The 23,694-nt window shown below is 67.9% G+C and carries 23 protein-coding genes; 2 read left to right on the forward strand and 21 right to left on the reverse strand.

What is annotated here, in order from left to right; all coding sequences use genetic code 11:
* Positions 1-2 precede the first annotated feature (2 nt).
* The 13 genes from metK to RHM57_RS08195 all read right to left on the reverse strand — a co-directional run bounded on the left by metK (position 3) and on the right by RHM57_RS08195 (position 14,774).
* Positions 3-1,196, reverse strand: coding sequence for a methionine adenosyltransferase (gene metK / locus RHM57_RS08135; RefSeq protein WP_134448744.1), 1,194 nt, complete (start codon positions 1,194-1,196; stop codon positions 3-5).
* A gap of 46 nt (positions 1,197-1,242) precedes the next feature.
* Entirely contained in the window at positions 1,243-2,457 is a 1,215-nt protein-coding gene (gene coaBC, locus RHM57_RS08140; RefSeq protein ID WP_322189719.1) for a bifunctional phosphopantothenoylcysteine decarboxylase/phosphopantothenate--cysteine ligase CoaBC, read from the reverse strand.
* A gap of 37 nt (positions 2,458-2,494) precedes the next feature.
* Positions 2,495-2,752, reverse strand: coding sequence for a DNA-directed RNA polymerase subunit omega (gene rpoZ / locus RHM57_RS08145; protein WP_134448746.1), 258 nt, complete (start codon positions 2,750-2,752; stop codon positions 2,495-2,497).
* Positions 2,753-2,805: 53 nt separating this feature from the next.
* Positions 2,806-3,726, reverse strand: a complete 921-nt coding sequence (gene gmk / locus RHM57_RS08150) for a guanylate kinase (protein ID WP_134448747.1) — start codon at positions 3,724-3,726, stop codon at positions 2,806-2,808.
* Positions 3,719-4,588, reverse strand: a complete 870-nt coding sequence (gene pyrF / locus RHM57_RS08155) for an orotidine-5'-phosphate decarboxylase (protein ID WP_322189720.1) — start codon at positions 4,586-4,588, stop codon at positions 3,719-3,721. The genes gmk and pyrF overlap by 8 nt, the downstream gene beginning before the upstream one ends.
* Positions 4,585-7,872: a carbamoyl-phosphate synthase large subunit gene (carB, locus tag RHM57_RS08160; protein WP_134448748.1), complete on the reverse strand. Its 3,288-nt coding sequence runs from the start codon at positions 7,870-7,872 to the stop codon at positions 4,585-4,587. Before carB ends, pyrF begins: the two co-directional genes overlap by 4 nt.
* Positions 7,872-9,008, reverse strand: a complete 1,137-nt coding sequence (carA, locus tag RHM57_RS08165; protein ID WP_134448760.1) for a glutamine-hydrolyzing carbamoyl-phosphate synthase small subunit — start codon at positions 9,006-9,008, stop codon at positions 7,872-7,874. Before carA ends, carB begins: the two co-directional genes overlap by 1 nt.
* A 94-nt stretch (positions 9,009-9,102) precedes the next feature.
* The gene (locus RHM57_RS08170; RefSeq protein ID WP_134448749.1) at positions 9,103-9,651 is read right to left on the reverse strand and encodes a hypothetical protein; all 549 of its coding nucleotides are present in this window, start codon (positions 9,649-9,651) and stop codon (positions 9,103-9,105) included.
* Positions 9,644-10,984 carry a dihydroorotase gene (locus RHM57_RS08175; protein WP_322189721.1) on the reverse strand — a complete coding sequence of 447 codons (1,341 nt, stop codon included), beginning with the start codon at positions 10,982-10,984 and terminating at the stop codon, positions 9,644-9,646. Before RHM57_RS08175 ends, RHM57_RS08170 begins: the two co-directional genes overlap by 8 nt.
* On the reverse strand, positions 10,985-11,935 hold the full coding sequence (locus RHM57_RS08180) for an aspartate carbamoyltransferase catalytic subunit (protein ID WP_134448751.1): 951 nt from the start codon (positions 11,933-11,935) through the stop codon (positions 10,985-10,987).
* A complete protein-coding gene (gene pyrR / locus RHM57_RS08185; RefSeq protein ID WP_134448752.1) occupies positions 11,932-12,474 on the reverse strand; it encodes a bifunctional pyr operon transcriptional regulator/uracil phosphoribosyltransferase PyrR in 543 nt (180 codons plus the stop codon). The genes RHM57_RS08180 and pyrR overlap by 4 nt, the downstream gene beginning before the upstream one ends.
* 81 nt (positions 12,475-12,555) lie before the next feature.
* The gene (locus RHM57_RS08190) at positions 12,556-14,217 is read right to left on the reverse strand and encodes an HNH endonuclease signature motif containing protein (protein WP_322189722.1); all 1,662 of its coding nucleotides are present in this window, start codon (positions 14,215-14,217) and stop codon (positions 12,556-12,558) included.
* 293 nt (positions 14,218-14,510) lie between these two features.
* Positions 14,511-14,774: a hypothetical protein gene (locus tag RHM57_RS08195; RefSeq protein WP_322189723.1), complete on the reverse strand. Its 264-nt coding sequence runs from the start codon at positions 14,772-14,774 to the stop codon at positions 14,511-14,513.
* Positions 14,775-14,938: 164 nt separating this feature from the next.
* On the opposite strand from RHM57_RS08195, the gene RHM57_RS08200 reads away from it, so the two are divergent.
* Both RHM57_RS08200 and RHM57_RS08205 read left to right on the forward strand, forming a co-directional pair.
* Entirely contained in the window at positions 14,939-15,616 is a 678-nt protein-coding gene (locus RHM57_RS08200; RefSeq protein ID WP_134561154.1) for a CG0192-related protein, read from the forward strand.
* 148 nt (positions 15,617-15,764) lie between these two features.
* The gene (locus tag RHM57_RS08205) at positions 15,765-15,971 is read left to right on the forward strand and encodes a hypothetical protein (RefSeq protein ID WP_134449470.1); all 207 of its coding nucleotides are present in this window, start codon (positions 15,765-15,767) and stop codon (positions 15,969-15,971) included.
* 16 nt (positions 15,972-15,987) lie between these two features.
* Here the strand turns inward: RHM57_RS08205 and RHM57_RS08210 are convergent, their stop codons facing one another.
* The 8 genes from RHM57_RS08210 to RHM57_RS08245 form a co-directional block, all read right to left on the reverse strand.
* Positions 15,988-17,052, reverse strand: coding sequence for a thioredoxin domain-containing protein (locus RHM57_RS08210; RefSeq protein WP_134561155.1), 1,065 nt, complete (start codon positions 17,050-17,052; stop codon positions 15,988-15,990).
* A gap of 42 nt (positions 17,053-17,094) precedes the next feature.
* Entirely contained in the window at positions 17,095-17,535 is a 441-nt protein-coding gene (nusB, locus tag RHM57_RS08215) for a transcription antitermination factor NusB (RefSeq protein WP_134559877.1), read from the reverse strand.
* Complete coding sequence (efp, locus tag RHM57_RS08220; protein WP_134449467.1) at positions 17,535-18,095, reverse strand: elongation factor P; 561 nt, start codon at positions 18,093-18,095, stop codon at positions 17,535-17,537. Before efp ends, nusB begins: the two co-directional genes overlap by 1 nt.
* A gap of 182 nt (positions 18,096-18,277) precedes the next feature.
* The gene (locus tag RHM57_RS08225) at positions 18,278-18,703 is read right to left on the reverse strand and encodes a DUF779 domain-containing protein (RefSeq protein WP_134561156.1); all 426 of its coding nucleotides are present in this window, start codon (positions 18,701-18,703) and stop codon (positions 18,278-18,280) included.
* 132 nt (positions 18,704-18,835) lie between these two features.
* The gene (locus RHM57_RS08230) at positions 18,836-20,359 is read right to left on the reverse strand and encodes an aldehyde dehydrogenase family protein (RefSeq protein WP_134449465.1); all 1,524 of its coding nucleotides are present in this window, start codon (positions 20,357-20,359) and stop codon (positions 18,836-18,838) included.
* An 80-nt stretch (positions 20,360-20,439) separates the two neighbouring features.
* Complete coding sequence (locus tag RHM57_RS08235; RefSeq protein WP_322189724.1) at positions 20,440-21,927, reverse strand: GAF domain-containing protein; 1,488 nt, start codon at positions 21,925-21,927, stop codon at positions 20,440-20,442.
* Between the two features lie 86 nt (positions 21,928-22,013).
* Entirely contained in the window at positions 22,014-23,135 is a 1,122-nt protein-coding gene (aroB, locus tag RHM57_RS08240) for a 3-dehydroquinate synthase (protein WP_134449464.1), read from the reverse strand.
* A complete protein-coding gene (locus tag RHM57_RS08245) occupies positions 23,128-23,688 on the reverse strand; it encodes a shikimate kinase (protein WP_322135774.1) in 561 nt (186 codons plus the stop codon). Before RHM57_RS08245 ends, aroB begins: the two co-directional genes overlap by 8 nt.
* Positions 23,689-23,694: the final 6 nt, after the last annotated feature.

Below are 23,694 nucleotides of genomic sequence, written 5' to 3' on the forward strand. Positions count from 1 at the left end.
GATCAGATCCCGGAGGCGCTTCTCAGCTCGTCGACGCGGTCCAGCCTCTCCCAGGTGAACTCGGGGAGCTCGCGACCGAAATGACCGTATGTCGCCGTCTTCTGGTAGATCGGGCGGAGCAGGTCGAGGTGGTGGATGATCGCGGCCGGTCGCAGGTCGAAGACCTCGCGGATCGCCGCGGTGATCTCCTTGTCCGGCAGTGCCCCTGTTCCGAAGGTCTCGACGTAGAGCCCGACGGGCGCTGCTTTGCCGATCGCGTATGCGACCTGGATCTCGAGCCGTTCGGCCAGCCCGGCTGCCACGGCGTTCTTGGCGACCCAGCGCATCGCGTACGCGGCGGAGCGGTCGACCTTGGACGGGTCCTTGCCGCTGAAGGCGCCACCGCCGTGACGGCTGGATCCGCCGTAGGTGTCGATGATGATCTTGCGGCCGGTGAGTCCGGCGTCGCCCTGGGGGCCACCGATCTCGAAGCGGCCCGTCGGGTTGATCAGCATGGTCAGGCTCGAGGAATCGAGTTCGACGCGGGACAGCACCGGGCGGATCACGAGCTCTTCGACCTCGGCGCGGAGACGCTCCGTCGTGACGGACGGGGCGTGCTGGGTCGACAGGACGACGGTCTCGACGGTGCGCGGGATGATGCCGTCGTAGCCGATCGTGACCTGGGTCTTGCCGTCGGGGCGGAGGTAGTCGAGTTCGCCGGACTTGCGGACTTCGGCGAGGCGTTCGGCGAGGCGGTGCGCGATCCAGATCGGGATCGGCATGAGCTCGGGGGTCTCCCGGGTGGCGTAGCCGAACATGATGCCCTGGTCGCCGGCGCCCTGGCGGTCGTAGTCTTCGGCGCTCGCCTGTTCGCGGTGCTCGAAGGCGTCGTCGACGCCCTGGGCGATGTCGGGAGACTGGCCGCCGATGGAGATCTCAACGCCGCAGGAGCGGCCGTCGAACCAGACGTCGGAGGAGTCGTAGCCGATGTCGGTGATGCACTTGCGCACGATCGACGGGATCTCGACGTACGCTTCCGTCGAGACTTCGCCGGCGACGTGGACGAGGCCGGTCGTGACCAGGGTCTCGACGGCGACGCGGCTGTTCGGGTCCTCGGTGAGGAGGGCGTCGAGGATGCTGTCGGAGATCTGGTCGCAGATCTTGTCCGGGTGACCTTCGGTGACGGATTCGGAAGTGAAGAGGCGAAGATCGCTCATCTGGCCTGTCTCTGTGTCGTTGGTAGAAAAGTATGGATGGAGGGGATCAGCCGAGTCCGGCGACCACAACGTCAAGGATGCGTCCGGCCACCGACATTTTTGTCCCCGCGGCCTCCGCCACTATAACTCCGGCAGAATCGAGGATCCGAACCTCGTTACGTTCCGCGGCGAACCCTTCGGTCCAGCCGACCCTGTTGAGAACAAGGAAGTCGCAGCCCTTGCGCGCGAGCTTCTCGCGGCCGAGGGAGAGGAACCGGTCGGGGTCCGCCTCCGTCTCTGCCGCGAATCCGATCACGAGCTGACCGGTGGTCTTCGCCGCGGCGAGTCCCGCGAGGATGTCCGGGTTCCTGACGAGTTCGAGGCTGAGGGTGTCCCCCTCGTCGTCTTTCTTGATCTTGTCTCCGCGGACCGTGGCCGGGCGGTAGTCCGCGACCGCTGCGGCCATGATGACGGCGTCCGCGCCCGCAGCCGCGTCGGTCACGGCGGACTGGAGTTCGAGTGCGGTGCCGACGAGGCGGGTCTCGATGCCCGCAGGCACCGGGATCTCGAGGTTCGCCGCGATGAGCACGACCGACGCTCCCCGCGCGGTGGCGGCTTCGGCGAGGCGGACGCCCTGCTTGCCACTCGATCGATTGCCGAGGAAGCGGACGGGGTCGAGGGGTTCCCTGGTGCCGCCGGCTGTGATGACGATGCGCCTGCCGGAGAGGTCTCTGGCCGGGGTTCCCGGGTGCAGGGCGGCGAGGGCCGCAGCGACGATGACGTCGGGTTCCTCCATCCGGCCGGCACCGGAATCCGATCCGGTCAGGCGTCCCACGCCGGGGCCGACGACGATGACGCCGCGGTTCCGGAGGGTCTGCACGTTGTGCACGGTCGCCGGGTTGTTCCACATCTCGGTGTGCATCGCCGGGGCGATCACGAGTGGCGCGGTGCTCGCGAGGATCGTGTTGCCGAGCAGGTCGTCGGCGAGGCCGGCCGCGAGCTTGGCGATCGTGTTCGCCGTCGCAGGGGCCACCACGATCAGGTCCGCCGACTGCCCGATCGCGACGTGGCGGACTTCGGCGACGCCCTCGTAGAGGTCGGTGTGCACCGGGTTCCGGGAGATCGCCTCGAGTGTCGGCCTGCCGACGAAGCGCAGCGCCGCTGGCGTCGCGACCACGTGGACGGAGTCTCCGAGCAGCACAAAAGCGCGCACGATGTTGACCGCTTTGTACGCGGCGATGCCGCCGGTGATTCCGACGACGATCGTGCGTCCTTGCGACATCCTGCGCGCTTCTGGTGTGCTTCTGGTCTGCTTCGTGTTACTCGACGATCGGTCGGGAAACGAGCTTGTCTTCGTTGATTTCGCGGAGGGCGACGGAGAGCGGCTTGTCGTCGACAGTCGAGTCGACGAGCGGTCCGACGTTGTCGAAGAGGCTGCCTTCGTGCAGGTCAGCGTAGTAGTCGTTGATCTGACGAGCACGCTTGGACGCGAAGATCACGAGCGCGTACTTGGAGTCGACCTTGGTGAGCAGGTCGTCGATGGGCGGGTCAATGATACCGGTGGGCTTGTTGGCCAAGGTGGCACTCCTTCAGAGCGTTTGCGGCGAGTAGACGGATAAGTCGGAGTGCGTTAAAGCAGCGAGGGTGCTTTACGCAGATTCATCAAGTCTACGACTTCCCGGGCCGCCACATTGACCTCCTGGTTGACTACACGGAAATCGAACTCGTCCTGGGCCGCCAGCTCGAGCTTCGCGGTCTCCAGGCGGCGTGCCTGTTCCGCGGGGCTTTCGGTGCCGCGGCCGATGAGGCGGCGCACCAGTTCATCCCAGCTCGGCGGAAGCAGGAAGACCATTCGCGCTTCGGACATGGCCGCGCGCACGGAGCGTGCGCCCTGAAGGTCGATTTCGAGGAGGACGCTGTGTCCGCTCGCGAGTGCCTGTTCCACGGGCTCGCGAGGGGTCCCGTAGCGGAAGGCATTGTGGACGACGGCCCACTCGAGCAGCTCCCCCGACGCGACCATACGGTCGAATTCGGCGTCGGAGACGAAGAAGTAGCTCTTTCCTTCGACTTCGCCCGGCCGCGGGGCACGGGTCGTCGCCGACACGGAAAGATGCACATCGGGGTAGTTCTCGCGGATATAGCCGGCGACGGCACCCTTACCGACCGCCGTCGGCCCGGCGAGCACGACGAGGTGTGCGTCGGTGGATCCACGACGGGACACGGTCCGGTTCGCGAGGAATTCGCGCAGGCGGTCGCGCTGGTGCTTGCCGAGGCCGCCGAGCCGTTTGGACGGCGAGATCTCGAGCTGGGTCATGATCCGGCGCATCTTCGTGACACCGATGGCCGGGATGCTGACGAGGAACTCCGTCGCGCGCAGGCGTCCTTCGACGCCGTCCGGATGCTCAATGGCGGCAGATAGCACGGCAAGCGGCGTGCGCTTCCCTGCTGCGATCTCGGCCTTGACCGCTGCGCGCGCTCGGCGCGCTGCCACGGCTGCGCGCGATGCGGCAACCCGATCGACGTCTGGTGGGGTAGGGCGATTCTCAGCCACGGGCCGCTCCTGCTTCAAGTACTCGGCGTGCGATCGCCTGTCCGATTCGTTCCGGGCCTGCTGACAACACGCTACGAGATTCACTCACTATTACGGAATGAGCGTACCCCCCAAAGAGGTTTCCCAGATCAGCGACATGCGCACCCTGGTGACCAAATCCGGGAGCGAGGATCGGGGTGGCTCCTCCGACGGGTGCAACCGAGAGGTCGAGGCCGAAATCGGCGAGGTCGAGTGTCGCACCGAGCACGACGCCGATCGAGCCGAGACGACCCGTTCCCCCCGCCCTCGCGTTGCGTTCGGCGACGTCGTCGAAGACGGCACGGGCCACTGTGGCACCGGCGTGCGGGCCGTCGGGGACGCGGGCGCGCTGGATGGCGCTCGCCTCCGGATTCGAGGTTGCCGAGAGCACGAAGAGCCCCTTGCCCGCAGCGGCGGCCCGTTCGAAGACGGGCTCGAGCGAACCGACGCCCATGTACGCGTTGACGGTGATCGCATCCACTTCGAGCGGGGAACCGGGGGTGAGCCAGGCCTCACCGTACGCAGCGACGCTCGTTCCGAGATCGCCGCGCTTCACGTCCGCGATCACGAGCAGTCCTGCTGCGTGGGCATCCGCGAGCACGCGTTCGAAGGCGAGGTACCCCGGCGACCCGAAACGCTCGTAGAAGGCGAGCTGGGGCTTGATGAGGCCGACCCTGCCTGCGCACGCGGCGACGACGAGACGCCCGAAGGTCTCGGCGCCGTCAGCGGTGTCCGGCAGGTTCCAGTCCGACAACAGCCAGGCGTGGGGGTCGATACCCACGCAGAGCTGGCCCCACCGGCCGAACGCGGCCTCGACACGGTCGCCGAACGTGGAGTCGATCACAGGGCGGCTTCCCGCGTGAGTGCATATTCCTGGAGCGATGTCACCTCGAACCCGCCTCGAATCGCGTCGATGGATGCGACGGCAGCGCTGAGCTCCGCGATCGTCGTGAACAACGGCAGGTCCGCGGCGACGGCCGCCGCCCGGATCTCGTAGCCGTCGGCACGGGCGGTGCGACCGCCGGGGGTGTTGATGACGATCTGAACCTCTTCGCGGCGGATCAGCTCGACGATCGACGTATCTTCCTCATCGTGCTTCTCGCTGAACTTCGTGACGACCCTCGCGCGGATTCCGTTGCGCTGCAACACCTCCGCGGTGCCCTCCGTGGCGGCGATCTCGTAGCCGAGCTGCTGCAGGCGCAGCATCGGCAGGATGATCGCACGCTTGTCGCGGTCGGAGACCGAGACGAACACGGTTCCGCTGAGCGGGATTCCACCGTACGCGGCGAGCTGGCTCTTGGCGAAGGCGCGGGGGAAGTCACGGTCGATGCCCATCACCTCTCCGGTCGAGCGCATCTCCGGGCCGAGCACGGAATCGACGACGTGGCCTTCCGGGGTGCGGAACCGGTTGAAGGGAAGCACGGCCTCCTTCACGGCGACCGGCGATTCCATTGGGACGCGGGAGCCGTCGATGAGCGGCAGCTTTCCACTCGCCTTGAGTTCGGCGATGCTGGTTCCGACCATGATGAGCGCGGCGGCCTTGGCGAGGGTGATCCCGAGAGCCTTCGCGACGAAGGGCACCGTGCGGGAGGCCCGCGGGTTGGCCTCGAGCACGTAGAGCACGCCGGCCCCGATGGCGAACTGCACGTTGAGCAGGCCGCGCACGCCGATGCCCTGCGCGATCCCGAGGGTGGCCTCGCGGACCCGGTTGATCTCGGCACGGCCGAGGGTCACGGGTGGCAGGGTGCAGCTCGAGTCACCGGAGTGGATGCCGGCTTCCTCGATGTGCTCCATGACGCCGCCGATGTACAGCTCGGTGCCGTCGTAGATCGCGTCGACGTCGATCTCGATGGCGTCGTCCAGGAACCGGTCGACGAGCACGGGGTGCGACGGGCCGATGATGCCCTGGCCCTGCATCCGCTCGAAGTAGTCGGCGAGGGACAGGGAATCGTAGATGATCTCCATGCCGCGGCCGCCGAGCACGTAGCTCGGGCGGACGAGGACGGGGTAGCCGATCTCCTCAGCGACGACGACGGCACCGGTGAAGTCGGTGGCGACGCCGTTGCGGGGGGCGAGCAGGCCGGCCTCGTCGAGGATCTTCGAGAACAGGCCGCGCTCCTCCGCGAGGTCGATCGCGGTGGGCGAGGTGCCGAGGATCGGGATTCCCTCCGCCTCGAGCCCCTTCGCGAGCCCGAGGGCCGTCTGGCCGCCGAGTTGCACGACGACGCCGACGAGTTCGCCGCTCTGGCTCTCCGCGTGGATGACCTCGAGCACGTCCTCGAGGGTGAGCGGCTCGAAGTAGAGCCGGTCGCTCGTGTCGTAGTCCGTCGAGACGGTCTCGGGGTTGCAGTTGATCATGATGGTCTCGTAGCCGGCCTCGGAAAGGGCGAACGAGGCGTGAACACACGAGTAGTCGAACTCGACGCCCTGGCCGATGCGGTTCGGGCCTGAGCCGAGGATGACGACCTTGCGGCGGTCGCTGGGGACGACCTCCGTCTCCTCGTCGTAGCTCGAGTAGTGGTACGGGGTCAGGGCCGGGAACTCCCCCGCGCAGGTGTCGACGGTCTTGTAGACCGGGCGCACGCCGAGGATGTGTCGGACCTTGCGGACATCCGCTTCGCCGAAGCCGCGGAGCTCGCCGATCTGGGCGTCGGAGAAACCGTGGTCCTTCGCGGTACGGAGGATGTCCATGTCGAGCCGTTCGGCGGCGGCGACGTCTGCGGCGATCTCGTTGATCAGGACGATCTGGTCGATGAACCACGGGTCGATCTTGGTGGCTTCGAAGACCTGATCGATCGTGGCGCCCTTGCGGAGGGCCTGCTGAACGGTGACGATGCGGCCGTCCGTCGGGATCGAGGCAACCTCGAGGAGTTCCTCGAGCGTGCGGGTCTCCTCACCCCAGTGGAAGGACGATCCGCGCTTCTCGAGCGAACGCAAGGCCTTCTGCAGGGCGGATGCGTAGGTGCGGCCGATCGCCATGGCCTCGCCGACGGACTTCATGGTCGTGGTGAGGCGCGGGTCTGCGGCCGGGAACTTCTCGAACGCGAAGCGCGGGACCTTGACCACGACGTAGTCGAGGGTCGGTTCGAAGCTCGCCGGGGTGACCTGGGTGATGTCGTTCGGGATCTCGTCCAGGCGGTAACCGAGGGCGAGCTTCGCCGCGATCTTCGCGATCGGGAAGCCGGTGGCCTTGCTCGCGAGGGCGGACGAGCGCGACACGCGCGGGTTCATCTCGATCACGATGATGCGCCCGTCGGCCGGGTCGATCGCGAACTGGATGTTGCAGCCGCCGGTGTCGACGCCGACGGCGCGGATGATGTCGATGCCGATGTCGCGGAGCTTCTGGTACTCGCGGTCCGTGAGGGTGAGCGCGGGGGCGACGGTGATCGAGTCACCGGTGTGCACGCCGACCGGGTCGACGTTCTCGATCGAACAGACGACGACCGTGTTGTCGGCCGTGTCGCGCATCATCTCGAGTTCGTATTCCTTCCAGCCGAGGATGGATTCCTCGAGGAGGACCTCGGTGGTCGGGCTCTGGTGCAGGCCGTCGCCGACGATGCGGCGCAGTTCCTCTTCGGTGTACGCGAATCCGGAGCCGAGGCCGCCCATCGTGAAGGAGGGGCGCACCACGAGCGGATAGCCGAGGTCTTCGGCGAAGCCGATGGCCTCATCGACGGTGTGCGCGATGTGCGAGCGGGCGACGTCTGCGCCGGCGTCGAGCACGAGCTGCTTGAAGATCTGGCGGTCTTCGCCCTTCTGGATGGCCTCGAAGGACGCTCCGATCAGTTCGACGTCGTACTTCTCGAGGATGCCGCGCTCGTGCAACTGGATGGCCGCGTTGAGCGCGGTCTGGCCGCCGAGGGTCGGCAGGATGGCGTCGGGGCGTTCCTTCGCGATGATCGTCTCGAGGATCTCCGGAGTGATCGGCTCGATGTAGGTCGCATCCGCGAAGTCGGGGTCCGTCATGATCGTGGCCGGGTTCGAATTGACCAGGATGACCCTGACGCCCTCTGCGCGCAGCACGCGGCAGGCCTGGGTTCCTGAGTAGTCGAATTCGCAGGCCTGGCCGATGACGATCGGCCCGCTTCCGATGACCAGGACGCTGTTGATATCGTCGCGCTTGGGCATTACTTGGCGTCTCCTGCTCCGGTGGCCGCCGTGTGGGCGGTCACCATGTCCCTGAACCGATCAAAGAGGTAGTTGGCGTCGTGCGGGCCTGCCGCAGACTCGGGGTGGTACTGCACGGAGAACGCGGGGATGTCGAGGCAGCGGATGCCTTCGACGACCTGGTCGTTCAGGCTGTAGTGGCTGACCTCGACGCGGCCGAAGCCGGTGCGGGAGTCGCTGACGCCTTCGATCGGCATGTCCACGGCGAAGCCGTGGTTCTGCGACGTGATCTCGACGCGGCCGGTGGTCTTGTCGAGCACGGGCTGGTTGATGCCGCGGTGGCCGAAGGGGAGCTTGTAGGTGCGGAAGCCGAGCGCCCTGCCGAGGAGCTGGTTGCCGAAGCAGATGCCGAAGTACGGCACGCCGGCGCGGAGGACCTCCTGCAGCAGGGTGACGTGCGCATCGGACGCCGCAGGATCACCGGGTCCGTTGGAGAAGAAAAGCGCGGTCGGATTGAGCGAGAGCACGTGCTCCGCCGTGACCGACTGGGGCAGCACGAGCACTTCGAAGCCGCGTTCGGCGAGGTAGTTCAGCGTCGACGTCTTGACGCCGAGGTCGAGCACCGCGACGGAGCCGATCCGTTCGCCCTTCGCCGGAATCTGGAACGGTTCGACCGTCGACACCTGGTCTGACAGGTTGCGGCCGCGCATGGGGGCGCCGCCGCGGACGAGTTCGAGCTGCTCGCCTGCCGACAGGTCGAAGGCGGGCCCGGAGAAGATGCCGCTCTTCATGGCGCCGGCCGAGCGGATGTGCCGGGTGATCGCCCGGGTGTCGATGCCGCTGATCCCGACGACCTCGTTGTTCGTGAGGTCCTCGTCGAGGGTGCGCGTCGAGCGGAAGTTCGAGGCGATCCTGGCCGGTTCGCGCACGATGAACCCGGCAACCCAGATCCGGGAGGATTCCATGTCCTCGTCGTTGGCCCCGGTGTTGCCGATGTGCGGGGCGGTCATCAGGACGATCTGGCCGGCGTACGACGGGTCGGTCAGGGTCTCCTGGTAGCCGGTCATTCCGGTCGCAAAGACGATCTCGCCGAGGGTCTGTCCTCGGCTGCCGTATGCGTGGCCGACGAAGCGCCTGCCGTCCTCCAGGACGAGCACGGCGGGAGCCGTGGTCGGCGTGGTGGGTGTCTCCGGTGTCGTCGGTGTCGTCTCGTCGGGTGCCGCCTGGGCCTGGGCCTCGGTGTCGCTCACGCTACGCCTCGCTTTCGTCGTGCGCGTCCGGGTGCAGGGCACCCGCCGCTTCGGTTCGGATCGACGCGCTCACGCGGGCGCGGTCGGTGGGGTCAAGGATGCGGAAGTAGCTGTCGACGACCTGGCCTGCGGCATCCGCTTGCGGCTGGAGGCGCCAGCGGAGCAGGAGCAGACCGCCGGTCTCGACGGCGCGGTCGATGGTCCAGGTGGCGTCCTCGAGTCCGGTGACGGCCGCCATCGGGATGAAGACCGGGTTCTCGCCGACGAGATCGAGCAGAACGCCGGTCCCGGTCACGGTGACCAGGGCGCGGGCCCGAAAGCCGAGGCCGCGGATGTTCAGGCGTTCGAGCTGTCGGCCTTCCCGTGTGGTCGCGACGTAGAACGCTTCGGCCGTTGCGAGCACGGCATCGGCCGATTCCGGTCCTGGGAGCGGGTAGCCCGCGGCCAGCGCGGCATCGCGGCGGGTGCGTGCACGCCAGCTTCGGAGCATGAGCGCGAGCACGGCGACGAGGACCAGACCGATCAGGATGGCGGGGATGGTGCTATCCATGCCGGGGTTCCTCTCGTCCGCCGAGTTCAGCGGGGGCCCTGAGGACCCCGTCGAGCACGGTCGCCGTGCCGCGGTGGAAGACGGCGACGACCCGACCGGGCAGGGTCATCGCGAGGTATGGCGAGTTGGTGCTCTTGCCGGCGAGGTCGTCCCTGCCGAACTCCCGGCTCGCTGCCGGGTCGTAGAGGGTGACGTTGGCGGGGGCGCCGACCTCGAGCGGCCTGCCCTGGCTCGCGAGGCGCCCGATCCGTGCCGGGGTGGCCGAGAGCACCCGGGACACGTCCCGCCAGTCGAGAAGTCCGGTGTCGACGACGGATGCCTGCACGACCGAGAGCGCGGATTCGAGTCCGACCATCCCGTTGGCGGCCGCATCCCATTCACAGTCCTTGGACTCGACGGGGTGCGGGGCGTGATCGGTTGCGACGATGTCGATCGTGCCGTCGGCGAGGCCGGCGCGGAGGGCGTCGACGTCTTCGCGGCGGCGCAGCGGCGGATTGACCTTGTAGCGGGCGTCGTAGCCGCGGACCAGGTCCTCGGTGAGGAGCAGGTGGTGCGGGGTGGCCTCCGCGGTCACGTTGATGCCGCGCGCCTTGGCCCAGCGGATCACGTCGACGGCGCCTGCTGTCGAGACGTGGCAGACGTGCAGGCGGCTCCCGACGTGCTCGGCGAGCAGCACGTCGCGCGCGATGATGGATTCCTCGGCGACGGCAGGCCAGCCGGCGAGGCCGAGTTCGCTCGAGAGTGCGCCCTCGTTCATCTGGGCCTTCTCGGTGAGGCGCGGTTCCTGGGAGTGCTGGGCGATGACGCCGTCGAAGGCCTTGACGTATTCGAGGGCGCGACGCATCAGCAGCGGGTCGGAGACGCAGAAGCCGTCGTCGGAGAAGACCCGGACCCGGGCGCGGCTGGTCGCCATGGCGCCGAGCTCGGCGAGCCGCTCCCCCGCGAGCCCGAGGGTGACGGCGCCGATCGGCTGGACCGTGACGTACCCGGCCCGTTCACCGAGGGCGAGTACCTGTTCGACGACGCCGGCGGTGTCCTGCACCGGCGAGGTGTTGGCCATTGCGAAGACGCTCGTGAAGCCGCCGATCGCGGCGGCCTGGCTGCCGGTGAGGATCGTCTCGCTCTGCTCGTAGCCGGGTTCGCGCAAGTGGGTGTGCAGGTCGACGAGTCCGGGAAGGGCGACGAGGCCGTCGGCGTCGATCACCGTCGCGCCGGCGTGTGAGAGCGCGGTGCCGATTTCCTGGATGCGACCGCCGAAGAGCAACAGGTCGGTGCGGGTGCCGTCGGCGAGGCTCGCGTTTCGGATCAGATAGCGGGTGGCCGTGTTGTTCATTTAGCTTTCCTCCCGGTCGCCCGACATGAGCAGGTACAGTGCCGCCATACGTATCGAAACACCGTTCGCGACCTGCTCGAGCACGGTCGATGCGGCCGAATCTGCAGCGGCTGAGGAAATCTCCAGGCCGCGGTTCATCGGGCCGGGGTGCATGACAATGCTAGTCGGCGCGAGCCGGGCGAAGCGCTCATCGTCGAGTCCCCAGCGCCGCGAGTACTCGCGGCTGTTGGGGAAGAAGGCCGCATTCATGCGTTCCTGCTGGATCCTAAGCATCATGATCACGTCCGGCCCTGCGTCGATCGCGTCGTCGAGATCGAAGCTCACCGCCGCCGGCCAGCCGGTCATGTCCATCGGGAACAGGGTGGGTGGCGCGACCATCGTGACGTCGGCTCCGAGCGTCGTCAGCAGCCACAGGTTGGAGCGCGCGACCCGCGAGTGCAGCACGTCGCCGACGATGGTCACCGTGACGCCGTCGAGGCCTTTGCCGCGCGACGCGGTTTTGTGCAGGCGACGGCGGATGGTGAACGCGTCGAGGAGCGCCTGGGTCGGGTGTTCGTGGGTGCCGTCCCCGGCGTTGATGATGCCGGCGTCGATCCAGCCGCTCGTCGCGAGTACCTGGGGGGCACCGGATGCCGGATGCCGGATCACGACGCCGTCTGCGCCGATCGCGGCGAGCGTCTGGGCGGTGTCTTTGAGGCTTTCGCCCTTCGAGACGCTCGAGCCCTTGGCGCTGAAGTTGATCACGTCAGCGCTCAGGCGCTTCGCGGCGGCTTCGAAGGAGATCCGGGTGCGGGTGCTGTCTTCGAAGAAGAGGTTCACCACGGTCTTGCCGCGGAGTGTCGGGAGCTTGCGCACCTCGCGCGTGGAGACATCCGCCATGTCTTCTGCGATGTCGAGGAGCGTGATGGCGTCGTCGCGACTGAGGTCCTTGGTGGAGAGCAGGTGCTTCATTCTGCGCTCCCCCCGTCGATGCTCACGAATTCGTCGCCGTCGACCTCGAGGAGGTGCACGTTGATGCGTTCCTCCGTCGAGCTCGGGAGGTTCTTCCCGACGAAGTCCGCGCGGATCGGCAGCGCCCGGTGGCCGCGGTCGACGAGGACTGCGAGGCGCACGATCGCGGGACGGCCGTGGTCGCCGAGAGCGTCAAGGGCCGCGCGGATGGTGCGGCCGGAGTAGAGCACGTCGTCGACGAGCACCACAGTCGCGCCGTCGATGCTCGCGGGTACGAGGGTGCGGGACGGTGTGCGGGTGCGGGTGTGGGCGAGGTCGTCGCGGTACATCGTCACGTCGAGGGAACCCGAACTCACGGGTGCCGCGGCGGGTTCGATCCGCTCGATGATGTCGGCGATCCGCCGGGCGAGTGCAACGCCCCTGGTCGGGATGCCGAGGATGACGAGATTGTCCGGACCCCGGTTGGACTCCAGGATCTCGTGGGAGATCCGAGTCAAAGCCCGGGTTATTTCAGCCTGGTTGAGCACAATGCGTGACAAAACGAAGGCCTCCTTCCCCGCCTCACCGGACGGTTGTTAAAGGATGGCTGTTACCGCTGTTCAGCCTAGCAGCAGCCCCGGTCATGCGCGGTTGGGTGGTCCGGTGAGGACCTGGTGGGCGCGGTGCCGGTTCGGTGGCCGCCAGAGCCGTTGCGGATCGATCAGCCCAGGGGCCCGGACTTGTGGTGAGCCTTTCACCATCCGGATTTCCCACCCGGAGGTGTCGATCGTGTGGTGGTGGAACCAGCACAGTAGTACCCCGTTGTCGACGTTGGTCGGGCCGTCTTTCGCCCAGGGCTTCACGTGGTGTACTTCGGCCCAGTGCGCCGGCGCTTTGCACCCGGGGATGATGCAGCCGCCGTCCCGGGCGGTAATCGCCCGGCGCTGGGCCCGGTTGAAGTACCGTCGTTCCGGCCCGAGCTTGAGCACTTCGTTGTTCGCCCCGAACAACACGCCCTGGAAGCCGCCGTCGCAGATGCGCTGATGCACCGTCTTCAAAGACACGGGGGCTTCGACGCCGTCGATCCACCCCACCCCGACCCCGGAGGCGAGGTCGGCCGCGTTCACGTGCACCATCACCGTCGGCGCCGACCCGCCCATCGACGGGGTGTCCTCGTCCCGGGCGGCGTGTTCGAACAACGCCCGGAGGATGTCGGCGCGTTTCTCCCCGCCCGTGCGGGTGTCCGCGCGGCGCTCCCGGAGCTCTGCCTCGATCACGTCCAGATCCGGGCCCGTGTCGCTCTCGCCGTCCGCGGTCTCGGCGCCGGGGATCATCTGCCCCGAGTCCATCAGCGCCTGTTCCTCGGCGGTGGGGAACGCCGGGCGGGCGTGGAAGCTGAGGAAGGCGTCGAAGAGGGTGTTCATCACCCCGTAGAGTTCCGGCGTGACTCCGCCCTTCACGGGGTAGAGCCCGTTCTTGAGTTGTCCGAAGCCGATGTTGGACTTCGCTTCGAACAGGTCCTCGGTTGGGAGGACCCCGTCGGGGTCCAGGGCCGCCTGCCACTGAGCGACCATGCCCCGGATCAAGTCCGTCGTCACCGCGACACCCGCCCCGGCCAGGTTCTCCGTCTCCGGGGTGATCAGCCCCGCCGCAGAGGCGACCAGGGCCCGCTCCGCCGTCAACAGGTCATCCGGCGCCACCCGGTGACTGATCACCTGCAACCCGGCCACGATCAACTCCGCCGTCTCCACCCCGATCTCCCCCGCCGCCAGGGCGGCCCCGACGGTGGGGAACAAGGGCGGTAACCAGCTGCTCCCGCCGCACGGCCGCGGTAACACCGCGTCGCCGAGCTTCGTGCGCCGCTTGATCTCCCGGGCCGAGACCCGTGTCACCCGGGTGAGGACATCCCACGGGCCCGTGCAGCCCATCCGCCAGGCCAGGCCCTCGCGGCCGAGGACCCGGGCCCTCCGGTCCACATCCGTCGCCGTGCTCACCCTGGCCGCGTCCACCGTCCGCCCGATCGCCTCCACGGTGCTCAGCGCCGTGACCGCTTCTGTGTCGCTGAGCAGCCCGACCGGGATCGCGGCCAGGGCCTCTGCGAGAACCGCCTGCGCCTCCACGAGCCGGGCGACAGCATCCGCATGAACCGATGGCACCGACCCGGCCAACCCCTCAGCGCCCTCGAAACCCTCAACGACCGCGACCGGATGGGCCACCTCGACGCCCTGGACGCGCTGATCTCCCGCGACCCCTGAACCGGGTGTCTGCGGGGTGTGTGACTGGGGATCGGAAGCTCCTGCCATACCCCGATTCTACCCCGAATCGAACACGAATACGAGACTTACGCACATAATTTTAGGATTCTCATCTTGAGTTTCACACCTGAAGACGGTTAATTCTCCTGCCCATGGTTCCGAATTCAGGAGATCCGCCCGGGCGGGTAACTCGGGTCCGCGGACAAGTGCAGCCGATCCCACCCGGCCGCACGGAACTCCTGAGTTCGGGACGCTCACCGACGTGCGGAACATCGCGCAGCAGAGGTCCGAGATCCTGTCGGCCGGCTGCGGGAGGGCGCGGAATCGAGTCAGTGAGCGACTCAGCGGAAGCGGGTCTCCTTGACGAGGCTGCCGTCCCTGGCCCAGGTGCGCCAGACGCCGATCTGGCGGCCGCGGTCGAATTCTCCCGTACGCATCAGCGTGCCGTCTGTGCGGAACCACTCCCACTCGCCGTGGAGTTCGCCATCGAGGGTGCTCCCGCTCGCCTTGGTCTCACCAGTGGCATAGTGGTCGACCCGCGACGTGGGCGACGACGCGTGCAGACCGCCTGGTGCAGCGGACGACGGGATCGGCTCTGGATTCACGCCCCCAGTCTGCCAGCCGACGGCTCACGCCGACAGTGGCGGAGTGACCTCAACGCCGCCGACCAGTCGGCGACGTGCGGACGGATACGGACTTCCCGGCTGTTCTAGACGTCTCCGGCCTGACAGCCCTTTCTGCCAGGCGGACGTGCCCTACCATCGAGGTCATGGCACTCATCCACCGGGCCCAGCTTCGGCCGTCCAAGCTTGAACTCGTCGAACCCTGGCTGCGGATGCAGTCCTGGTTCGCCGGCGATCCCTCCGCCCCCCTGACGGCCGTCGCGGCATACCGTTTTGACGATCCGGCGGGTGAGGTCGGCATCGAAACGCTGCTCGTGCGTGCCGGCGACGGTCCGGTGCTCCAGGTGCCGCTGACGTATCGCGATGCGCCCCTCGAAGGCGGCGACGCCTGGTTGATCGGCACGATGGAACACTCGGTCCTGGGTCGTCGCTGGACATACGACGCCACCGGGGATCCCACCTACATCGCCGCGCTCGCAACGACCATCCACCGCGGCGGCACCCAGGCCGACGAGTTCGTCGACGTCGACGGGGACCTCGTCTTCCGGGAGTCCACGGCGACGGTCGCAGGCAGCGGGACCACGGATGCGTCCACCCCGGCACTGTCGTCGACGACAGCTCTCTCGACCAGGGACGAGCCCGGTTCGACCGTGGTCGAGGCCGGCTCCCTGCGCCTCGTCGTACTCAGGGTGCCCGGCAGCCCTACTGCGGAGACGAGCGTTCTCGCGGCCCGGACGCCCACCGGCGGCGTCCCGGAGCACCTCTCCGGCACCTGGGCCGATCAGCCGCGCTCACGGATCCTGGCCCTGGCCATCGCACTCTGACCTGCCCGCCTGACCTGCTCCGCCTGGACCACGCCGACACCGTCACCGGGTGTTCACCGAACAGAAGTTGCGGTCGGGCCCGGCACACGTCAGGATTGTCCCGCGGCAGGCATCCGCTGGCGAAAGCACGTACAGATGAAGGATTTGAATGGACCGGACGGACCTCGTTCAGTTGTTTTCCGTCGTGGACGCCGGCCCGGCGCGCTGGGAGGTCCGTCACGATGTGACCGATGAACTCGCGGGCATCCTCGAGCGCACGCCGCGCGGGTTCCTGCTGGTCAACGAAGACGGGCAGCGGATCGGCAGCTTCGACTCGATCGCGAGCGCCCTCGAAGGCCTCTACGCCGTCCTGTAGCCAGGCCGGATTGCGCTCAGGCGCCCGACGACCCCTCGGTCGTCGACTGGCCGGATCCTGAGCCAGAGTCGAGGAATGCCTCGAACTCACGGCTGTCGGTCAGTCCGCCCGGGTACTGCGCCCCGTCGACGAGCACGGTCGGCGTGCCCTGGATCGAATCGATCTCCGCTCCAGGGATGGGCCCGTTGAGGGCGGCATCGGTGTTGGCCTCCGACCACATCTGGTAGTCGCCCTGCGCGATGCAGGCGGAGATGTCCGTACCGGCCGGCGAAAGCGCAGCGAGTTCAGCGTCAGTGAGGCCCTGGGTGTTCTCCTGCGGCTGGTTCGCGAACAGGGCCGCGAGGTAGTCGAGGGTCGAGTCCGGAGCGAGTGTTGCGACGCAGGTGAGCGCGGAGGATGCCCTGCTCGAGTAGTACGTGCCCTGGGAGGCCTGGTCGAGGAAGGTCAGCGCGTGCAGGCGCAGTGTGATCGAGCCGTCATCGACGCGGCTCGCGAGCAGCGCTCCGTTGGTCGCCTCGAACTGGGCGCAGTACGGGCACATCGGGTCGATGTACTCGTCGACGATCTGGCTGCCGGTGCCGACGGACACGTAACCATCGTCGAAGTGGGCCGCGCCGAGCGTGCCACTCGGCAGGAGGCCCTGCGAGGCGTCCGGTTCGCTCGTCGCCGAGGTGACCGGCCCGCCGAAGCCGCCGTGCTGGGCCATGTTCAGGAAGACCCGACCGAAGGCCGCAGCGAACAGGATCGAGAGGACAATGAGGACGGCCGTGGACGCCAGTCCCACGTAGCCGATCACAAGACCCGCGATGGCGAGGCCGCGCCCCCGTTCACCGCGGCGTGCGATCTGGCCGAGCGCGATGTGCCCCGTGATCACTGCGACGAGGGACACGACGAACGCGGACACGAGAGAGACGATCGCGAGCGTGTTCGTGCGGGGCACCTGGGGGTACTCCTGCTGCCGGTAGTCCTGCTGCGGGTACGGCTGGAGCGAATCCTGATGCGGCGTTCCCTGCTCGGGGGACGCCGGCAGACCGGACTGGTCCGGGTATGACGGGAACGGCTCTGGATTGTCGTTGCTCATGATCTTCCCCTGGACGAACGGTACGGGACGGTGCGGACGAGCCTAGGGTGCTGCGGGAGCAGCCGACGCCGGCGGGGCCGTCTGCGCGATCCTGCCGAGCAATCCGTTGACGAACCCGGCCGAATCATCCGTCGACAGGATCTTCGCGGCCTCGACGGCCTCATCGATCGCGACGGCGTGAGGAACGGCATCGTTGAACAGGATCTCCCAGATCCCGATCCGCAGGATGGCACGGTCGACGACCGGCATCCGCTTGAGCGTCCAGCCCTGCGAGTAGGTCTCGATGAGTTCGTCGATCTCCTCGCGGTGATCGACGACGCCGTCCACGATCTCGCGCGCGTACAGCCAGGAGGCCATCCGCGCGGGTTCGCTCGCGGCCCGCTGCGCCTCGGCGGCGAGCGATTCGGGGATCGTGGTCTGCCGCACGTCGGCGGCGTACAGGATGTCGAGCGCGCGCTTACGCGCCTTCGTTCGTGCGCTCACTAGTTGACGCGGCCGAGGTAGTCACCGGTGCGGGTGTCGACCTTGACTTTGGTGCCCTGTTCGAGGAACAGCGGGACCTGGATCTGGAACCCGGTCTCCACGGTGGCGGGCTTGGTGCCGCCGGTGGAGCGGTCGCCCTGCAGGCCGGGTTCCGTGTACGTGATTTCGAGCACGACGGATGCCGGCAGCTCGACATACAGCGGGTTGCCGTTGTGGAGGGCGATGGTGACGTTCTGGTTCTCGAGGAGGAAGTTCGAGGCCTCGCCGACGACGACGTTGGAGACGGTGAGCTGGTCGAAGTCGGAGACGTCCATGAAGACGTAGGAGTCGCCGTCCGCGTACAGGTACTGGAAGTCCTGACGGTCGACGTTCTCGGTCTCGATCTTGGCTCCGGCGTTGAAGGTGCGGTCGACGGTCTTGCCCGTGACGACGTTCTTCAGTTTGGTGCGAACGAAAGCGCCGCCCTTGCCCGGCTTGACGTGCTGGAAGTCGGTGACGGCCCAAAGCTGGCCGTCCATGTTGAGGACGACGCCATTTCGGATATCGGCGGTTGATGCCATGGAAAGCGTTTCCGTTCATTCAGTTCAGTTAGGAAGGTGCGCGGCCGAATCGGCCTCAAACGAGTGTAGTTGCCCGGAGGCTGAGAGCCAAAGGCGGGCCAACGGGCACTCCGCGGGTTCGGCCACCCCCTGTCGCGAGTCACGAACGACCGGGGATGGGCACGACCTTCCCGAACGAGCCCTCAGCCGAAGCTTTCCATCAGGCGGGACCGGATCAGGAAACGCACGCCGCGCGGAGCCTCGAGGGAGAAGCCGCTGCCCCGGCCGGGGACGAGGTCGACCGTCAGGAACGTGTGGCTCCAGTATTCGAACTGTTCCGCCGACATCCAGAAGTCGACGGTCTGGGCCGTTTCACCGGCCGGCGCGATGTCGAGCCGGCCCAGCAGCACGTCGCGGTCCGAGGTGATGAACTCCCCGGCCGGGAAACACATCGGCGAACTGCCGTCGCAGCATCCGCCCGACTGGTGGAACATCAGCGGTCCGAACTCGGCCCAGAGCTCGCGCAGGGTGTCGACGGCGGCCGGCGTGAACTCGACGCGCGGCGTGGTCTCCCCCGGAACCGTGACGGAGGCGATGACCGTGGTTGTTGAGGGCGCTGCTGGCGACATTGCCTGGCCTTTCATCGTTCGATTCACGCTCGATGGTCATCGGGCGGGATGTGCACCAACGGTAGTCGAGCTGCGGGACGGCCGAAAGGGGCCACCGGTCGATACCGGCGGCCCCCTTCGGCACGATGCCGTTTAGAAGAAGCCGAGGGGCTTCTCCGAGTAGGACACGAGCAGGTTCTTGGTCTGCTGGTAGTGCCCGAGGGCGAGCTTGTTGTTCTCGCGGCCGATGCCAGAGCTCTTGTACCCGCCGAACGCGGCGCCGGCAGGGTAGTGGTGGTAGTTGTTCACCCACACCCGGCCGGCGTGGATGTCGCGCCCTGCCCGGTATGCCACGTTGCCGTTCCGGGACCAGACGCCCGCGCCGAGCCCGTAGAGGTTGTCGTTGGCGATCGAGATGGCGTCCTCGTAGTCGGAGAAGCTCGTGACCGCGAGGACCGGCCCGAAGATCTCCTCCTGGAAGATGCGCATCTTGTTGTTGCCCTCGAAGATGGTCGGCTGCACGTAATAGCCGCCGCTCAGGTCACCGCCGAGGTCGACACGCTCACCGCCGAGGGCGAGACGGGCGCCCTCCTGCTTGCCGATGTCGATGTAGGACAGGATCTTCTCGAGCTGGTCGTTGCTCGCCTGGGCCCCGACCTGGGTGTCGGTGTCGAGCGGGTTGCCCTGGATCGCCTTGCGGGTGCGCTCAATGGCGCTGCCGAGGAAGCTCTCGTAGATCGGCTTCTGCAGGAGCGCCCGGCTCGGTGCCGTGCAGACCTCGCCCTGGTTGAAGGCGAAGAGCACAAAACCTTCCTGGGCCTTGTCGTAGAAGCTGTCCTGCTCCTGGGCGACGTCGCTGAAGAAGATGTTCGCGCTCTTGCCGCCGAGTTCGACCGTGGCAGGGATGATGTTGGCGCTCGCGTACTGCAGGATGAGGCGGCCCGTCGTGGTCTCGCCCGTGAACGCGATCTTGCGGATCCGCGGGGAGGACGCAAGCGGCTTGCCCGCCTCGAGGCCGAACCCGTTGACGATGTTGAGCACGCCGGGCGGCAGGATGTCGCCGATCAGTTCGATCAGCACCATGATCGACACCGGGGTCTGCTCCGCCGGCTTCATCACGATCGCGTTCCCTGCCGCGAGGGCGGGGGCGAGCTTCCAGACGGCCATCAGGATGGGGAAGTTCCACGGGATGATCTGGCCGACGACGCCGAGCGGCTCGTGGAACTGGTACGAGACGGTGTCGTTGTCGAGTTCGGCGTGGTCGCCGTCCTGCGAGCGGATCGCAGCAGCGAAGTAGCGGAAGTGGTCGCTCGCGAGCGGCAGGTCGGCGTTCAGCGGTTCGCGGATCGGCTTGCCGTTGTCCCAGGTCTCTGCGACGGCGAGCAGTTCCTTGTTCGCGTCGATGACGTCGGCGATCTTGTTGAGCACGGCGGCGCGTTCCGTCGCCGTCGTCTTGCCCCAGGCCGGCGCGGCCCGGTGGGCGGCGTCGAGCGCGAGTTCGATGTCCTCCGCCGTTCCGCGGGCGACCTCGGCGAACGGCTTCCCGTTCACCGGAGAGATGTCTTCGAAGTACTGGCCCTTGACGGGCTTGACCCAGCCCCCGTTGATCCAGTTCTCATAGCGGGGCTTGAAGGTGACTTTGGCGCCCGGGGTCCCGGGGTTGGCATAGACGGTCATTTCTCTCCTCGTCGACGACGTTGTCGGTGGGGTCCGCCTGCTGCGGACCTGGCCCGAGCGTACGCGGAGGGACCGTTGCGTCAGGGTTGCGGGAGGTTGCGCCCGCCACCCGGGGCGCCGGTTTCGGCGAGGTCCGCCTCGATCTTCGCGAGGCGAGCGACGACGGATGCCCGTTTCGGCGACCGGGGCGGCAGCAGTTCCAGGCACGCGCGCCAGACCTCCTCGTCCCAGGCCGCCTCGTCGCTGCGGGCGTACTCGAGGAGCAGGTCGGGGCTCGCGTCGCTCAGCAGCGCCTGCCGCAGCCGGGAACTGATCTCCGAGCGGATCTCGACGATGCCGGGGGCGACGGAGGCGGGCAGCAGCGGCCCGCGGTGGGTGCCGAGCGCCACCCGGTGGGCGCCACGTTCGAGTAGGGCGAGCACGCGTTGCGCATCCAGCTCGACCGGCGAACCGAGACGGTACGGCCGGGAGGCGATCGAGATGGGCGGGGCCGTCCCGTCGAGGACCTTCCGCAAGCGAACCATCTCCGCGCGCAGGTTGTCGACGGAGTTCGACTGGTCGCTCAGCAGCTGGGACAGCCGGTCGGCGGTGAGGCCGTCCCGGTACCAGGCGAGCAGGGTCAGGATCTCGGCGTGCCGCGGACTCAGTTCGAAGGACCCGAGGCCGTTCTCGAGGAACCCGGTGTCGCGCCCGAGCACGGACACCCGCGCATTCGTCGGGCGTCTCTGGGTCGTGGGCGGCGGCGCCTGCGTGAATCCGGCGACACGCACGATCGCGCGATCGCGCGGGCCTCCGTGCCCTGGTCCGTTGTCGTTTCGATCGCGGAGACGCTGGATGCGCAGTTCGGCCTCCATCGCCCAGGCCGCGGCCTCGACGAGCGGAAGGGTCTGCGGACCTACGGCGTCGTCCCCTCCCGTGACGTCGATGACGCCCAGGATGACGCCGGAATCGGGGTCGTGGATGGGCACGGCCGTGCAGCTCCACGAGTGCGCCAGTCGGTTGAAGTGCTCCGCCCGCTGGATCTGGATTCCGTGATCGAGCGCGAGCGCCGTCCCAGGGGCACTCGTCCCGACCCGGCGTTCCGACCAGTCGGCTCCCTCGACGAACAGCATGCCTTCCGCCTGGCGCCGCACGGTGCGGTCGCCGTCGATCCAGAGCAGCCTGCCCGACTCGTCTCCGATGGCGACGATGAGACCGGACTCGAGCGAATGCCGGATCAGGAGGTTCTGGACGACAGGAAGCACCGCGGAGAGCGGATGCCGGTCGCGCAGCTCCCTGAGCGCGTCGGACGACAGTTCCGGCTCGGGTGCCGGGCGGGCGGGATCGATCTGCAGTGACAGGGACCGTTCCCAGGATTCCTGGACGAGCCTGCGGACTCCGCCGCGGGCATCCGCGTGACTGGTCGAATCGGCGTGGGCTTCCGCGCCGAAGCGCGGAAAGAGGCGGGCCGGCCCCGCACCTGCTCCGGCACCGAATGCCGAGCCGAATGCGGACTCGTGCGCCCTGGCCAGTTTCAGCACGACATCCCGAACGGGTTCGCCTATCGACCCCACGGTCCACTGGTTCACTGTCTGTCCTCCGATCGACTCTGGTCGGCGACCGGGTCGCTGCCCGCTCAGGGCATCATTCTAGGACCCATTCCTCGACGACGACGCTAGGAGCCGATTTCCTGGTACGCGGCGAAGAGCAGCGACGTGTCGGGGCCCTCGAGCACCGTCGGCTTGCCGATGTCGTCGAGAACGATGAAACGCAGCATTCCGCTGCGGGTCTTCTTGTCGCGTTGCATCGTCGCAAGCAGGGTGTTCCAGCGGCCGACCGGGTAGCTGGTCGGCAGGGTGAGCGATTCGAGGATGCTGCGGTGCCGGTCGGCCGCCTCGTCGGACAGCCGTCCGCTCAGCCGGGCGAGCTCCGCGGCGAACATCATGCCCACCGAGACCGCGGCGCCGTGCCGCCAGCCGTACCGTTCGGCGTGCTCGACGGCGTGGCCGAGGGTGTGCCCGTAGTTGAGGATCTCGCGCAGGCCGGATTCCTTGAAGTCAGCGCCGACGACGCGGGCCTTCATCTCGATCGCGAGTTCGAGCACGCGGCGGAACTGCGGCGTCTTCGGGTCGGTCACGGCCGCGACATCCGCTTCGACGATGTCGAGGATCTCGGGCACCTGGATGAAGCCTGCCTTCACGATCTCGGCGAAACCGGCGAGGATCTCGTTGCGGGGCAGGTCGTCGAGGGTGTCGAGGTCGCAGATCACGGCGGCGGGTGCGTAGAAGGTGCCGACCAGGTTCTTGCCTTCGGCGGTGTTGATGCCGTTCTTGCCGCCGACGGCGGCGTCGACCATGCCGAGCACGCTCGTCGGGAGCTGGACGAGGCGAACGCCGCGCAGCCAGGTCGCCGCGACGAAACCGGCGAGGTCGGTCGCGGCTCCGCCGCCGAAGCCGATCACGGCGTCCGTCCGGCTGAAGTCGGCCTGGCCCATCACCTGCCAGCAGAACGCGGCGACCTCGACCCGCTTGGCGGCCTCGGCATCCGGGACCTCGGCGATGAGCACCTCGTAGTGCGCGAGCAGGCCCTCGCGGAGGGCGACGGCGCGAGCGCCGAGCGTGGAGGTGTGCACGATGAGCACCTTGCCGACCTTCGGGCCGAGCTGTTCCGCGACCTCGGAGAGCAGTCCCCTGCCGATGATGACCGGGTAGCTGTCGGTTCCGGACACCGTGATGACGGTCGTCCCGGTGGTCCCGGTGGTCTCGGTGGTCTCGGTGGTGTTGTGAACGTCAGTCATGCGTGTTCTGCCCTCTCTGGGTCCAGGCCACGACATCGTCGGCGATGGAGTCCATCTGGCGATTCGAGGTGTCGATGTGGAGACCGGCAAGCTCTTCGTAGAGCGGGCGGCGAAGTTCGTAGATGCGGATCCAGTCGGAGAGCCCGCCAGCAAGCAGCGGTCGTTTGCCGCCCTTGATCCGGCCGGCGACGGCCTGCTCCGTCACGCTCAGGTAGACGACCCGGCACCGGGCGAGGTCGGCGCGGGTGCCCGGATCGAGCACCGCTCCCCCACCGAGGGAGACGACGGCCCTGGTGGCGAGGGCCTGGCCGACGGCGATCCGTTCCAGCGCGCGGAAGTGTCCTTCGCCGTACCGGCTGAAGAGGTTCGCGATGGACCCGTGTCCGGAGACCACGAGCGCGTCGGTGTCCACGAACGGAACGCCGAGCACCCGCGCCACCCGCTTGCCGACCCTGGTCTTTCCGGCGGCCATCGGCCCGATCAGCACGAGCGGGAAGTCCGGGAGGTCACCGTCCCCTGCCGGTTCCGGCACGGCGGGCAGGTCCGCTGTCACAGTGCC

Origin of the sequence: Cryobacterium sp. 10S3, assembly GCF_034344045.1 — a bacterium.
GTDB lineage: Bacteria > Actinomycetota > Actinomycetes > Actinomycetales > Microbacteriaceae > Cryobacterium > Cryobacterium glucosi.